General features: G+C 64.8%; 11 protein-coding genes and 2 pseudogenes. 5 read left to right on the top strand and 8 right to left on the bottom strand.

All coding sequences use genetic code 11. The features are described 5' to 3' along the window. Positions 1 to 60 precede the first annotated feature (60 nt). The 4 genes and pseudogenes from ABEA30_RS01700 to ABEA30_RS01715 all read right to left on the bottom strand — a co-directional run. Positions 61 to 342 (bottom strand): annotated as a pseudogene (locus tag ABEA30_RS01700) (transposase); the annotation flags it as partial. Positions 343 to 595: 253 nt separating this feature from the next. After that, positions 596 to 1,138 carry a DUF6611 family protein gene (locus tag ABEA30_RS01705; protein ID WP_345578041.1) on the bottom strand — a complete coding sequence of 181 codons (543 nt, stop codon included), beginning with the start codon at positions 1,136 to 1,138 and terminating at the stop codon, positions 596 to 598. A 539-nt stretch (positions 1,139 to 1,677) separates the two neighbouring features. Next, positions 1,678 to 2,118, bottom strand: a complete 441-nt coding sequence (locus ABEA30_RS01710; protein WP_067243087.1) for a hypothetical protein — start codon at positions 2,116 to 2,118, stop codon at positions 1,678 to 1,680. Positions 2,119 to 2,164: 46 nt separating this feature from the next. Further along, positions 2,165 to 2,545 (bottom strand): annotated as a pseudogene (locus ABEA30_RS01715) (DNA cytosine methyltransferase); the annotation flags it as partial. A gap of 281 nt (positions 2,546 to 2,826) precedes the next feature. Between ABEA30_RS01715 and mobF the strand changes: the two are divergent. After that, entirely contained in the window at positions 2,827 to 6,375 is a 3,549-nt protein-coding gene (gene mobF / locus ABEA30_RS01720) for a MobF family relaxase (RefSeq protein ID WP_345578044.1), read from the top strand. Positions 6,376 to 6,527: 152 nt separating this feature from the next. Further along, positions 6,528 to 6,884 carry a sulfate permease gene (locus ABEA30_RS01725; RefSeq protein WP_345578047.1) on the top strand — a complete coding sequence of 119 codons (357 nt, stop codon included), beginning with the start codon at positions 6,528 to 6,530 and terminating at the stop codon, positions 6,882 to 6,884. A gap of 18 nt (positions 6,885 to 6,902) precedes the next feature. Here ABEA30_RS01725 and ABEA30_RS01730 read toward each other — a convergent pair whose 3' ends face one another. From ABEA30_RS01730 to ABEA30_RS01740, 3 genes are all read right to left on the bottom strand, one after another. After that, positions 6,903 to 7,739, bottom strand: coding sequence for an AraC family transcriptional regulator (locus ABEA30_RS01730; RefSeq protein ID WP_345578050.1), 837 nt, complete (start codon positions 7,737 to 7,739; stop codon positions 6,903 to 6,905). Positions 7,740 to 7,924: 185 nt separating this feature from the next. Continuing rightward, positions 7,925 to 9,322, bottom strand: coding sequence for an FtsX-like permease family protein (locus ABEA30_RS01735; protein ID WP_345578053.1), 1,398 nt, complete (start codon positions 9,320 to 9,322; stop codon positions 7,925 to 7,927). Next, positions 9,319 to 10,086: an ABC transporter ATP-binding protein gene (locus ABEA30_RS01740; protein WP_345578056.1), complete on the bottom strand. Its 768-nt coding sequence runs from the start codon at positions 10,084 to 10,086 to the stop codon at positions 9,319 to 9,321. Before ABEA30_RS01740 ends, ABEA30_RS01735 begins: the two co-directional genes overlap by 4 nt. A gap of 104 nt (positions 10,087 to 10,190) precedes the next feature. Here ABEA30_RS01740 and ABEA30_RS01745 point away from each other — a divergent pair, with 104 nt between their 5' ends. Then, positions 10,191 to 11,429: a sensor histidine kinase gene (locus ABEA30_RS01745; protein ID WP_345578059.1), complete on the top strand. Its 1,239-nt coding sequence runs from the start codon at positions 10,191 to 10,193 to the stop codon at positions 11,427 to 11,429. Then, positions 11,426 to 12,079, top strand: coding sequence for a response regulator transcription factor (locus ABEA30_RS01750; RefSeq protein ID WP_345578062.1), 654 nt, complete (start codon positions 11,426 to 11,428; stop codon positions 12,077 to 12,079). Before ABEA30_RS01745 ends, ABEA30_RS01750 begins: the two co-directional genes overlap by 4 nt. A gap of 758 nt (positions 12,080 to 12,837) precedes the next feature. Here the strand turns inward: ABEA30_RS01750 and ABEA30_RS01755 are convergent. Then, a complete protein-coding gene (locus ABEA30_RS01755; protein WP_345578065.1) occupies positions 12,838 to 13,692 on the bottom strand; it encodes a nucleoside hydrolase in 855 nt (284 codons plus the stop codon). Between the two features lie 142 nt (positions 13,693 to 13,834). Between ABEA30_RS01755 and ABEA30_RS01760 the strand changes: the two genes are divergently transcribed. Next, positions 13,835 to 14,800 carry a carbohydrate ABC transporter permease gene (locus tag ABEA30_RS01760; RefSeq protein ID WP_345578068.1) on the top strand — a complete coding sequence of 322 codons (966 nt, stop codon included), beginning with the start codon at positions 13,835 to 13,837 and terminating at the stop codon, positions 14,798 to 14,800. Positions 14,801 to 14,832: the final 32 nt, after the last annotated feature.

Consider the following 14,832-nt stretch of genomic DNA (forward strand, 5'->3'; position numbering starts at 1 on the left):
CGAGATCTACACCAACCTCCTCGAAGGCCTCGATCAAGCCACCGCTTGACAGCGATCACCCACATAAGTCGTCGCCGCTTTCAAGATCGCGACCTTGTCGCGCAGCTCCTTGTTCTCCGCCTTCAACCGGCGGATCTCGGCATGCTCTTCGGTGGTCTGCCCATCACGGTTACCCGCGTCGATATCGGCTTGCACGACCCACCGGCGCAGCGACTCCGCGCCGACGCCTTCCTGGCGGGCGACGGCCGCGATGGCTTTCGCGTTCGAGGGGTACTCGGCCCGGTGCTCGAGCACCAGCCGGACAGCGCGCTCACGCACCGCAGGATCGATCTTCTTCGGCATGATGACATCCAATCAACTCAAAAGGATGCGGCACCAAACCTGGGGCGGTTCACCGTGACACTCACCGAACGCGTACACCAAAGGATCACCACCACACCCTTCGAGAGCTACTACGCGACCTCGTGGGACCAAATCGCACACAGATCCATTGCCGCCGCCGCCGCAGAAGCACTTCTCTAGCGTCGCCGAATCCCTACCAGTGGACCCATCGATGGTCACGGGCGCCAGCTCCCAGCGCGAATCCGCGTGCTTACTAATCTCGCGCGGGAGACAGTGCATGCGTCTCCTCGTAGACGGCCATCCACACGCGGTCGTACACGCTTCGCGTGATCCTCCCGTGACGAAGATCCTCTGTTGCGCGCTCCATCAGCAACGACAGCGTCGTGATCATCTCTTCACGATCCTCATCATCACGACGAGGCCAGAACACGAATCGGCTCGACCACGCCATTGCCACCCGTCCACGAAGCGGACGTGCCTTCCACCAAAGGAACACTCCGGCCGACACCCCCACCAGCACGATCCCGACCGCCGACGCCTCAGGAGACGCGCCAACCGCGATAAGCACAAGCCACAGCAGCAGACCCATGCTCAGGGCCGCCGGCACGAAAGCACTCGCCAACCGTGCCCAGAACCGTTCACGCTCCGACGACACCGGCGAATACACGACCAGGCGGGACGTCCCCACACCGTGACGCGCGACAGTGTGACAAACGGATCCCCAGCGCACGGGTCGCGGCAACCGGGAACCGCTGGGCTGTCGCGACCGGCCAGCTGTGGGACTTACACGAGACATGCACTGATGCTCACCCGCTCACGGGACCGCCGCGAGAGCGCCATACGGAGCCCATGCAGCAAACCGGCAGATCACCGCGGTTCGCTAACGCATTCCCAACACTAACGCCCCCGTTTACCGGGCACATCCGACCCATCAAACGCCCGAGCACCGCGCCGCAGGGGGCAGCCGGAGCCGCTGATCGTTCCCAATCCCTTGGCTCTCGCGTACGGATCGAGCGCGATATCGGCAGCAGCTTCGCCATGCTCCGCGTCGGTGAGCATGCTGGCAACAAGCAGGTCCTCACAGTGCTGGTGTATCTCAGAAGTTGAGCATCTTCCGGGCCGCTCCCAAAGCCGCGACAGCTTGCCTCGGGAGAACACCGTTCCCGAGCGACGCAAGTTGTTGGTTGGCGGTCAGCCCATGACACGCATCGGTCACCCATCCGGCCGGTAGCCCCATAAGCCATTCGACGAACGGGGGCGCCGGACGCGGACCGGTCTTGTCGCTCAGAAGCGCCGGTGACGGAGCGGAGCGGCCAGTGATTCGCTCCCATCTGGTCACGGCTTCGGCGTATCGTCCCCAGCGTCGAAGAGCTGCCCGATCAACGACCACAGGCTCTCGGGCTCCTGGGTGCGCGGGTATCCGTGTGGTCCGTGGAGGGCGAGGTCGATAATCTGATGGCTCAGAGCGATCGTGCCCCGCCGTGCTTTCACCTGTTGCAGGGTCTCCCCGCCCCGAGACGCGTCCGACGCGAGTGGGGTCCGGAACAGCGCGGTGGGCGAGGATGAAGACCCGGTATCGGGGATGAGGTGCGCCGATAGCGGAAGCGGGTAAACCGATCCATTGCGCGTCATACCGGAGGTCGGCCAGGTCTCCCAAAACTGCTCCCGCTGCCCGAAGAGGTCGAGTTGCGGTTTCTCCCAAATGCCACGAATCGGATTCCACACTGCGAGAGGCTGCGTCGCTGGGGGTTGCGTCTTTGGGGTTGCGCTGCTCATCGTTGTCTCCTTCGGGAATCGCGCGGATCGCGGGTGCAGATAGCAGCCCGCGCACGTTCTCGATCACCACCCGTTCCGGTTGCAGAACGTCGATCGCTGCTGCCATGTGCGCCCAGAGTCCGGATCGAGTGCCGGGTTTCAGGCCGGCCATCTTCCCGACCGTGGATACGTCTTGGCAGGGGAACCCGCCGCAGAGGATGTCCACCGGCGGGACAGTGTTCCAGTTGATGGTGGTGATGTCGCCGAGGTTGGGGGCGTCGGGCCAGTGGTGGGAGAAGACACGGGAGACGGGTTCGTTTATCTCAGAGAACCAGATCGTCTTCGCTCCGAAGACTTCCTCCACGGCAAGGTCGAGTCCGCCGTAGCCGGAGAACAGCGACCCGACGCGTAGCGGCGCGGCCGGGTCGCTTGGAACCCTATTTGCCATCGGCGAGCCTCCTGGGTCGGTGATCCTCGGAGCCGTGATGCTGCTCCGAGCTGGTCACCAACGAGGTGCACGGTCGGCCCCACCGGCCTACGCCCAGGCCGCTCGCCACGCCCCCGCGTGCCGCGCCCAGAAGTTCGCTCGTCTGACCCCTTCGCGGTTCGCTCAAACGGGTTGTCACGCGTCTTGCAAGCGAGGTTCGCCGCCTCCCGAAAGTGACCTCAGAAGTCACCGCGCCCGCGGGCTGCGGAGCTCACCTTCGTGGTGAGGAGAGGCGGTTCCTGGTGACGGTTTCGATGCGGGTGATGTCCGCCGGCGACGGCTACAAGTACCTCCTGCGCACCGTCGCCACCGGCGACGGTGACAGGGTGCTCTCGACACCGCTCACGAGGTATTACACCGAGCAAGGAACGCCGCCGGGCCGATGGCTCGGATCAGCCGTCACCGCACTCGGCGGCGGAACGGTCGCCGTCGGCGATGAGGTCTCCGAGCAGCAGCTTCAACGCCTGATCGGGCAGGGCCGCGACCCGGTGACCGACAAGGCGCTCGGTAGCCCGTATCGGAAGTACCCGACGGTGACCGAGCGGATCGAGCACCGCACGTCGAGGCTCGACGCTGACCTTCCTGTGACGGAGCGTGCGGAAGCGGTCGCCGCAATCGCGGCTGAGGAGAGTGCTCGTGGGGTGCGGAAGGCGGTTGCGGGGTTCGATTTCACGTTCTCGATTCCGAAGTCCGCATCGGTGCTGTGGGCGGTGGCCGATGCTGGCACGCAATCGCTGATTGCGGACGCGCATCACGCGGCGGTTGCGGAGATGGTTGCGTTCATCGAGCGAGAGGTTGCAGCAACCCGCGTCGGCGCAGCAGGACGCAACGGGGCAGTTGCGCAGGCCGATGTGTCCGGGGTGATCGCGACCGCGTTCGATCACTACGACTCACGGGCGGGTGACCCGCATCTGCACACGCATGTGGTGATCTCGAACAAGGTGCAGACCGTCCACGACGGCAAATGGCGCTCTCTCGACGGCCGCCCCCTCCACGCCGCCACCGTCGCCCTCTCCGAACTCCACGAAGCTGTCTTCGCTGATCATCTCTCCCGTGCCTTTGGCGTCGACTGGGAGGCGCGTGACATGGGGCGCGACCGCAACCCTGCGTGGGCGATCACCACGGTTTCCGAGCGACTGGTGGCGGAGTTCTCGTCGAGGGCCAGGCAGATTGACGAGGAGAAGAACCGTCTGATCGCTGATTACGTTGCGCGTCATGGCAGGCAGCCGTCGCTTGCGACGGTCATTAAGTTGCGTGCGCAGGCGACGTTGGCGACCCGCCCGGAGAAGCAGGTTCGTTCCCTCGCGGACCTCACCGGTGAGTGGCGGGATCGTGCGTCGCACCTTCTCGGTGAAGACGCCACCCGCTGGGCCCGCACCGTCACCGCCAACGGTAAGCCGCTGTTGTTGCGTGCGGACGATGTGCCGTTGGACGTGATCGCCTCACTGGGGCGCAGTGTGGTGGAGGCGGTTGGTGAGAAGCGGTCGACCTGGCGGAGGTGGAACCTCACTGCCGAGGCCGCACGCCAGACCATGCCCTACCGGTTTGCCACCACCCTAGATCGTGAAGCGATCGTCGGCATGGTCGTCGACGCCGCCGAGCACGCCTCGATCCAGCTCACCCCGCCCGAACTCGCCTCCAGCCCAACCGTGTTCCGACGGGCTGACGGCAGCAGCAGGTTCCGACCCGTCGCGTCGACGGTCTACTCATCGCCTGACATCCTTGCGGCGGAAGACCGGCTCCTCGAGCGCGCCCGCACCATGACTGCCCCCACCGTGCCCGTCGAGGTGATCGAGAAGGTCACCCGGCGCCCGGACCGCGACGGCAGGCTCCTCGCGGACGATCAAGCCGCCGCCCTCGCCGGCATTGCGATCTCAGGTCGAGCAGTGGACGTCCTGGTCGGCCCGGCCGGAGCTGGGAAAACCACGGCGATGCGCGCCCTGCGCACAGCGTGGGAGCGTGAGCACGGGCGCGGCAGCGTCGTCGGGCTGGCGCCGTCGGCGGTGGCCGCGCAGGTCCTTGCCGATGATCTCGGCATTCGGACGGAGAACACTGCGAAATGGTGGCAAGACCACCGGAGCACTGGCACCTCGTTCCGTAAGGGGCAGCTCGTGATCGTGGACGAAGCCTCCCTCGCTGGCACGCTCTCGCTGGATCGGATCACGGAGCACGCGGTAGAGGTCGGTGCGAAGGTGCTGTTGGTGGGGGACTGGGCGCAACTGCAATCCGTCACCGCCGGCGGCGCGTTCTCCCTCCTCGTCCACGACCGCGACGACGCACCCGAGCTGGTCGACGTGCACCGCTTCGTCAACGACTGGGAAAAGACCACCTCCCTCGACCTCCGCCACGGCCGGCCAGAAGCCATCGACACCTACGCCGCCCACGGCCGCATCAGCGGCGGGAACACCGAAGCGATGATCGACGCCGCCTACACTGCCTGGCGCACCGACACCCTCGCCGGGACTTCAACCGTATTGATTGCGGAGTCGACCGAGTCCGTCCATGCGTTGAATCAGCGTGCCCGTGCCGACCTCATCCTCGATGGCACAGTGAATGCCCGTCGCGAAGTCGCACTCCAAGGAGATGCCCGTGCCGGGGTCGGCGACACGATCATTACCAGGAAGAACGACCGTCGACTCCACACCCCGCGGGGGTGGGTGCGAAACGGGGACCGGTGGACTGTCACCGACGTCCGAGATGACGGATCGCTCACCGCTCGCCGCGCGAACAGTCGCGGCACCGTAATCCTCCCCGCCGACTACGTCTCGGATCACGTTGATCTGGGATACGCAGTGACCGGCCATAGGGCGCAAGGCATCACTACCGACACCTCGCATGTGCTTGCTGATCCGTCCACGACGAGAGAGAACCTGTATGTCGCGATGACCCGCGGCAGGCACACGAATCTCGTCTACGTCGCCACCGATCGACCCGACGACAACCACACTGCCCCGCACCCGGCGGACGATCCTGAGGCGACTGCGAGGAGCGTCCTCTACGGGATGCTGCAGCACGTCGGCGCCGAGCTCTCCGCGCACGAGACGATCACCGCAGAGCAGGAGGCAATGGGGTCGGTGGGACAGCTCGCGGCCGAGTACGAGACGATCGCGCAAGCCGCCCAACACGACCGCTTCGCCACCCTCATCCGCGAATCCGGTCTCACCCCGGACGAAGCAGAAGACACCATCCACTCCGACGCATTCGGAGCCCTCACCGCAGAACTGCGGCGGGCGGAAGCGAACCACCACAACGTTGACGCGCTCATGCCGCGGCTGGTCGCGGCTCGCGGCTTTGGCGATGCCGATGACATCGCCTCTGTCCTTCACCACCGCCTCGCTCGCGCGACCGAGAGGCCGGCCGGGTCTGGTCGTACCCGCAAGGCGCCCCGTCTGATCGCGGGATTGATCCCCGAAGCAGCGGGACCCATGTCCGCCGAGATGCGGAAGGCTCTGGCGGAGCGGCGCGAGTTGATCCAGCATCGTGCCGAAGCCGTCCTTGACCAAGCCCTCACCGAACGGCAGGAATGGGTGCTCGCGCTCGGAGACACACCCACAGAGACGAGAGCCGCAGCAGCGTGGAAACGGCAAGCGCGAACCGTCGCCGCGTACCGCGACCGGTACGGCATCACCAGACGCACGCCGCTCGGTCCAGCGCCCGATAGCGACGCGCAGAAGATCGACGCTGCACGAGCGAAAGCCGCCCTCGCGAAGCTCCGCGACCTCGCCGGCACCGAGGGCAGTGATTCTCCGTCGCGCGCGGCGCGGCGTGAGGGTGCGAGCCGGGGGCTGTGACCGGTTGCTCTTCCGATTGTCGCTGGTGCGTCGTATCCTGGTGGTGAGGCGGATTTCTCCTTGATATGACGCTCCTTGGGGCAGGCCGCAAGGCCACTCACAAACGCACCGCCTCCGACTATTCGTCGTGCATGTGAGAGGAAACCCCCGTCATGATCCGCCAGCTCTGGACCCTCAGCGTCCACACCCGCGCATTCCTGCGCCGCTACATGCCCACCAACATCCTCCTCGACGCCATCCGCACCCGCCGAGGACTCAAATGGGGCGTACCCGCGATGCTCCTCGCCGTGCCCTACCTCCTCGGCGCGAGCACCTTCACCACCCTCATCGCAGACGGCGGACCCGGGTGGCTCAACCTCCTCGTCCTCCTCTGCTTGTGGAACACGATGAAGTTCATCATCATGGGACCCGTCAGCCTGATCCTGCTCGCCCGCGTCCGGGTACGCGAGGCCGTCGCCGCTCGCGCCGAACGACAAGCATCGACCGAGCTGGTCAAGCAAGCGGTCTGACCGACCCCTGCGGCACCGCTACGCCGCGTCGTCCGAACCGGAGCCACACACGAACTGCCGGTAAGCCGTTGGCGTTGCCCCAAGGCCCCGACGGAACTGGCGGGCTGCGAAGTCGGCATCCGCCCATCCCACATCTGCGGCGATCTGCTTGATCGGAAGCACGGTCGAGCGCAGTAGCTGTGCCATCCGTTCCGTGCGCACCATTGTCAGATACGCGATGGGTGCCTTCCCGAACGCCTCCACGAACACACGCCTCAACTGTGACGGCGACAGGTGAACGGCCTCCGCTAACTCCGGCACGGTCCATTGGTGCGCCGGATCATCTCGTATGAGCTGCGCGATGTGGCGGGCTTCGACGCGAAGTGGCGTGAACTGACGGTGTCGCGGCGCAGCGGGGATCACGGTGCTGCCGCGGCGACCGCTCACCGTAGCGGCTGTTGTCGTCATGAACGGCACGATGACATCGAGCACCGAGAAGAGCAGCGCTTGCGCCCGCAGGAACCGTTCAGGCTGTGGCCCGTCAAGGCTGAGTGCGGTGAGTTCATCCAGCCACGGCATGAGATGACCGGCGCGATCCTCGCCGATATGGACGATCTGCGCGGGTGTCGAATAGTGGGCGTCGAAGAAGTCGCGCGCGTTGTGACGGTCGCAGAACTGCGCGGCGTACTGCCAGAACACCTGATCGATCAGATAGTCACGGTCAAGGTAAAGCGTGGTCGTCGTTATCCAACCCTCAGGCTCTGCTCCGCAGAGGGTGTTCGTCGCCAGCATGACGACATCACCGATGTTGACGTGGTGGTTACCGAACGCGCTGAACAATCGAGCGCCGCCGGCCCGGACGACGATGAGCTTCACGCAGTCAAAGGCAATCGGATTGACCGCAGTATGACGGCTCTCCGTTCGAGCAACGATCGGGGAGAAGGTGCCAGAAGCCGAACTCGGCTTGAGCGACGAAAGCTGCACCCGACACTCACCGCCCACCGGCTTTCGCTGAGCTGCGTGTGCTTCTCTGAGGCCGCATCAAGACATCACACAGCCGTTCAGGACAGGGCAACTGTGTCGCGAGGGTTCCCACGGATCGCAACGAGAGCGGGGACGAGGAGTGAGGTCAGGACGGCGATGATTCCGATTCCTGCGAGAAGGAGCATTTGGCGGAAGTCGATGAGCGGTGTCGCAGGGAGTCCGGTCGCGGTGAGCAAGCCCGCGGCGGTGAGAACGCTCGCGTAGGCGACTGCGAGGCCGAGCCCGATCGCGGTGATGCTGTAGCTGACTGCTTCGGCGAGTGCGATGCTGACGATGGTTCTGGGTGGTGCGCCGGCGGTGCGGATGAGTGCGTATTGGCGGGTGCGTGCTCGGGTGGTGAGCAGGATGCTTGCGACGCTCCCGGTGATCGCGATGACCGCGGCGGGGGTGAGCATGACGTAGGTGTCGATGGTGTTGAGCTCTCCTGCGAGTCCGGCGGTGTGGAGGGCGTTCTGCCAGGTGGCGATGATGCCGAAGAGGATGCCGTACAGGGCGATGCCGATGCTGATGGGCATCACAGCGGTCGACGCTTGCCGGGGGTGCTCGATCGCGGAGTGACGCGCGATGAACCACGACGGCGCGAAACGTGAGGGAACGACCGCCGTCCACAGGCGGATCAGCGCGGGCACGAGGATGGGTGCGAGCGCGCCGATGGTCGCGATCATCATGACGCCGAGGGTGAGCGCCAGCGTCGCGGCGGCGGACTCGACCCCGGAATCCGCACCGAGCGTCTGCGTGGCGAAGACGGTGACGATCACTTGCTGACTGAGTATGAAAACGAGAATGCCGGCGATGATCCATCGTGAGACTGGCATCGTCTTCGACGCTTCGACCGAATCGCGGACGGCGTGCACCGCGGGAATCCGGGCAGCACGACGCGCGGGCGCGAAACTCGCCAGGAAGCAGACGAGCGTTGACCCGGCCAGCGCGACCAGCGCAGGAGCGAGACTGTCGTCGGCGGGGATGGTGTAATCGCCTCGAGTCACCATCCGCACGAGCAAGTCGACTGCTGCTTGACGCAGCGGCAGGGCGATGGAGATTCCGAGGAGCGTGCCGATCGTGTTCACGACAAGCACCTGGACGGTGACCACGGCGCGCACCTGTCGGGGTGTGGCCCCGGCGAGTCGCCAGCGGGCGATTCTGGTGGCGAAGGCCGCGATGGTCGCAGCGCTGGTCGATCCGAGCACCGCAATCGCGGGGATCGCGGTGGAGACGTAGACCACATAGCTCCCAGCTCGGGCTTCCTCGACGGTCGAGCCGAAGCTCTCGATGAGCGCCGCCCCAGACGGGGTGCCGAGCGTCCACCAGTACACCGCTGCGAGATACACGAATACGGAAGCCACGCTCGCAACCAGCAACGGCCCGATCCATAGTCGAGCGTCGGTGCGGAGTTCGGCGAGAGCGAGGCGGATCACGCGGCGTTCCCTTCCATCGCGTCGAGGATCTGCGCACTCGTAGCTCCGGTGAGCATGTGGGTGACGGAGCCGTCGCGCATGACGAGCACATGATCGGCGAGGCTTGCCGCGTCGAGGTCGTGCGTGACCATGACCACGGTGCGTCCGCTGTTCGCGTGCTCTCGGAGCTTCCCGAGCACCAGGCGTGAGGAAGCACTGTCGAGGGCGCCGGTGGGTTCGTCGGCGAACACCAGCTCGGGTGCGTTCGCCATCACTCGGGCGAGCGCGACACGCTGCTGCTCACCGTTGGAGAGCCGGTTCACCCCCGTCCGCGTACGGTCCGCGAGACCGAGCCCGGTGAGTACTGCGTCAGCGTGATCCAGGTCGACGCGCTGGCCGGCGAGCCGCTTGGGGAGCACGACGTTCTCGCGCGCGTTTAGCGCCGAGACGAGGTTGTAGGACTGGAACACGAACCCCACCCGGTCGCGGTAGAGCCGCGCCAGAGCCCCCGGATGCAGTGTGCTGAGGTCGTTGCCGAGCAACTGCACGTTCCCCGCTGTCACCGGGTCCAGGCCCGCGAGACAGAACAGCAACGTCGACTTCCCGCACCCGGAGGGTCCCACGATCGACATCATGCTGCCCGTCGGCACCGTGAACGACACCCCGCGCAGCACCTCCACCTGCGGCAGGCCCCGTTTGCCGCCGAACGACTTCTCAACTGCGTGTGCGACGACTGCCGCTTGACCCTGAAACTCGTGCATACGTCCAGGCTCCCGCCCAGCCACGCGGCAGACGAGAGCGGTTCCCCTCGCCGGGTGAGGGAAACCCCTCATCTTGTTCTCGGGGAACCCCCGAAGTCCACCGATGGCTCGAACGAGACAATAGGAGGATGAGAACCGCGCTTACGCTTCGCCTGCTCCGGGCGAATCCGTTGCGTCTTCTCGCGCGCGCGGCACCGTGGACGGCGGCGGTCTACGGGTTCTCCGGGATGCTGCTGGCTCTGCCGACGATGATGTTCATCGCCCTGTTTCCGCTTCTTCCGGGCTGGGCGTGGCTGTTGAGCGCGATCGAGCGTCAGCGGGTGCGTCTGGTCGGTCATGAGAGCATTCCGGGCCCGCCCACGGCTCTGCGGATACCTCCGTGGCGGCACGTTCCCGCGCGGCTGGCATCGGCGCTCGGGTGGCGTGAGATCGCAGGAACCCTCCTGCACCTGATCTTCGCCGTCCTGACCTTCACCCTCTGGATGTTCGGACTCACCCTGACGCTGACGCTGCTGCTCGCACCGTTCCTACCCTTGTTCGGCTCGGCATTCACAGTTGGCGACTGGCGCATCGATCACCCCGCGGCCACGATCCCGATCGCTCTGCTTGGCATCGTCGTCTTGGCCGTCTTCCTCTACGCGCAGCTTGCGCTTGCCGTCGTACAGTCGATGACCGCTCGGGTGCTGATCGGTTCCCGCGTCGAAGAGCTCGAACAGCAAGTCACCACGCTCGCGGGCGAACGCGTCGCGCTGGTCGATGCGTTCGAGGCAGAACGACGACGCATCGAACGCGACCTCCACGACGGCCCCCAGCAACATCTCGCCGGCGCCGCCCTCCACCTCGGGCTCCTCCGTACCCGCATCGAAGAGGAACAACCCGACCTGCTCCCAGGACTCGACTCCGCACACGATGAAATCGAACGCGCCCTCGACGCCATCCGCGCCGCCGTATCAGGACTGCGCCCACGAGTCCTTATCGAGAAGGGACTGGCAGCCGCCCTGAGCGACCTCGCCGACCGATCCCCGGTACCGGTGAGGGTCGATGTCGATCCTGTGCTCCGGTTCTCTGACGCGGCAGAAGCCAGCCTGTACTCCATCGCCACCGAGTTCGTCGCCAACAGCCTCAAACACAGCGGCGCCCGCCAGATCACGATCACACTCGGCATTGTGCCTGGTGGTGTCCGATTCCTGCTGAACGACGACGGGAACGGTGGCGCGGACCCCGCCCGAGGCACCGGGCTGATCGGTATCACCCACCGTGTCACGCTCCTACGGGGTACCGCCGAGCTCGACAGTCCTATCGGCGGGCACACGACCCTCTCGATCACGCTCCCCAGCGACATCATCAGAACAGGAGCACATGCATGAGAATCGGCATTGCGGAAGACGTTGCCCTGCTCCGTGCGGGCATCACCTCTCTCCTCGAACAATACGGACACACGGTGCTCTGGTCTGTGAGCGACGCAAACGAACTCCGAGCACGAATGGCCGACGACCAGACACCGGAACTGCTGGTCGTTGACGTGCGGATGCCGCCCGACAACACCGACGACGGCCTCCGCGCCGCCATCGACATCCGCAGAAACAACCCCGAGGTCGCGATCCTGGTGCTCTCCCAACACCTCGGGAACGAGTATGCGAAAGAACTGCTGGCCGGCGCTCCCGAAGCATCGGGAGGCACCGGATACCTCCTGAAAGAGCGCGTCGGCCGAGTCACAGACTTCCTCACCGCGATCGACACCGTAGGCAACGGCGGGGTCAGCATCGACCCGAAGGTAGTCGCCGCGCTTCTGGATGCCGGCCCCGGCCGAGGAGCGCTCGCGTCCCTTACCGATCGAGAACGCGAGGTGCTGGCGCGCATGGCTGAGGGGCACACGAACGAACAGATCACCAAGCTGCTCCACCTCAGCGCCCCGACGATCGAACGCCACATCAGCAGCATCTTCACCAAACTCGACCTCAGTGACCGCCGCGGCAACAAACGAGTCCTCGCCGTACTGGAATATCTCAAGAGCTGATAGTGAATCACCTAACTCTCACGGGCGTGGCCGTCTGCCGCGTGGTCGAACGCTGATCCCTTCGGCAACGACAGCGTCTCGAACAGTCTTGGGGTCTACGGCAAGCTGCCCGGCAACTGCATCCAACGTCATCCCCGTCGCGTAGAGAGTGCTCGCACGGACACGATCAGCATCGCTTAACCCAGGCGACCGGAGACGACCCCCGGCACGCCTAACGAACGTCGGGATCGTTCCACGATGCACGCGATACTTCGCCGCTATTTCCCTAACCGGCGTCCCCGACTCATAGTCGGCGACCAGCTCCGCAAGCCGCTCTGACGTCAATCGTGTTTGAGACTTCGTCGGATTTTTCGCAACCGCCCCCCGGGTATCGTGTCTCTCAGAGCTTCGATTACGAGGTCCGCGCCTCTCAGAGCCCCTGAGAACGCGCCGAATCAACGATTTCAGCGCCGGGCGCTTGTTTGAGAATCGCTTGGGAAGGTCCACCAGATGACCCCGGTTCGCCGGGGGTCTTGGTGCTTCTACGCGCGGGAAGGGCCTGGTGGGCTTCAGCTTTCGCGGTCGAGAGCGCGGAGATGTCAGGCATCATGCGCCCCAATGCGCGCCCCAACTGGCTCCCCGAGCGATGGACCTCGGCCGACCTGAGTCCTCGCATCCCCCGCACCATTACCTGGCTTCCACCCCTGCCTGGGCTGCCCTGCTTCGTTCATGGCAACGACTCGAGCGCATGAGACCCCGGGCATGGGAGCGACTCGACACTAGGGGGCGCGGTGGAGTTTTGCGAAGAAGTCCTCAAGGAGGTAGCGCGTATCGAGTCGTTCGCATACGCGAACGGTGTGGCCGCTGGAGCCGCTGATCATCGCGCCGTCTGCGGTGAAGCGAGGGGCGGGATGTCGACGCCAGACGGCCCCAAACGGATTGAGGACTATGCCGATGGCAGGCGAGTCGCCGAGCGAGCGGAAATCGACGCTGCGGTTCATGTTCCTTTCGTTCCAATCCAGGAGTTGACTTACCAGGTAGTCACCGATCCTTCCTCGGGGCCGGACTTTGTGTTCGAGTTCGTCGTAACTGACGCCCACGAGCGTGTAGACGTCCATGGGTACCTGCCAGACGGGCATCGCCGACGAGAACACGACATTGGCTGCGTGGATGTCGTTGGACAGGTTGTACTCCGGCCAGTAGGCGGGCTCGATGTTGTTATACGGGGGTCCCCCGATCCAGATGACGACGACATCGCGCTTGGCGAGATCGGGGTCTAGGAGCAGCGCGCTTGCGACGTCGGTCAGCGGCCCGAGTGCGGCTATGTGGAGGGTCCCACCGCGCTGCGACTCCTCGACAATCTTCCGTGCCGCTGGCGAATCAATGGGGTCGTGCTCGTTGAGCAGAGGCCCGGGGGAGCCAATCGCAATTGGCGTTCGATCCGTCATGCCGAGGAGGCTCAGCAACAGTTTCGCCTCCTCGTGGCTGGCTGCTAGTGAACCTGGGGCACCGAAGTGCGCAGGGAGCACTGCCCGAACGTCGAGAGTGGGTGACAGCAGTGCGTGGACGATGGCGAACTGGTCGTCCGCCTCATTCTTGGCGTCCGTGCTGATGAGAAGTCTGGTCCGTTGCATGGGTCTCACTCTCGCCCTCCCGGGGGTCGTGCCAATGTCATCGATCTTATTTAAGCACTTGAAATTAGTTCTTGTCCTGGTTTAGGCTCTCCCTGTCCGGGGAACCCATCCCCGTTCCGCACGAGTGACGAAGGAGTCCGAAATGCGTCTTGGGGAGTCCGTGCTGGTAGCCGACGGCGCTGCAGCACCGGTGACGCCCGCTGCTTCGCCGGTGGCTCGACCGGTGGAGCGGCGCATTCGTCGCTCCACCGGCGTTCGAGCGCCTTGGTGGTTTCTGTTGCCAGCGGTGGGGATATACCTGTTCGTCGTGGTCGTGCCCAGTCTTCGCGGTGCGTTCTATTCCTTCACTGACTGGAACGGGTTGTCGGCCGGCTGGGACTTCGTCGGCTTCGCGAACTTCGTGGACGTCATCACCGACCGGCGAGCCCTGGCTGCCCTGTGGAACACGGTGATCCTGGCGTTCGTTGTGACCGTCATCCAAAATGCCATCGGTCTGGGTCTGGCACTGGGGCTCAACTCGGTGGTTAAGTCCCGAATGGTGCTGAGAGTTGTCTTCTTCGCCCCCGTGGTGTTGACACCCCTTGTCTCCGGATACATCTGGAGTTACCTTCTGGCCCCCCGGGGCGCAGTGAACGCCGCTTTGATTTCGCTGGGTCTGGAACATTGGGCCCGCGACTGGTTGGGCGATCCTTCTACGGCCCTCTATGCCATCTGCCTATCGATCATCTGGCAGTTCTCCGGTTACTCCATGGTGATCTTCCTCGCCGGGCTGCAGGCTATCCCGGAAGATGTCATCGAAGCGGCAACCATAGATGGAGCTGGCGCTTGGCGCAGATTCTGGAATGTCGTCTTGCCACTGCTCAACGGTGCCGTGGTCATCAATCTGATGCTCTCCCTCATCGGCGGTTTGAAGCAGTTCGATCAGGTGATGGCCATGACTGGTGGCGGTCCGGGGATCGCTACCGAGACCATCTCCACGACCATCTACAAGAGCGCCTTCAGCTCCGGCCAGTACCCGGTCTCGATCGCCCTTGCAGTGGTGATGACGATTCTGATCGCTGTTCTGGCCGCGATTCAGTACCGGCTGACGCTACGGAAGACAGACTGATATGCATCGTTATACCTGGAGATCAGCTGTCC

Origin of the sequence: Tessaracoccus lubricantis (assembly GCF_039544535.1) — a bacterium.
Classification (GTDB): Bacteria; Actinomycetota; Actinomycetes; order Propionibacteriales; family Propionibacteriaceae; genus Arachnia; species Arachnia lubricantis.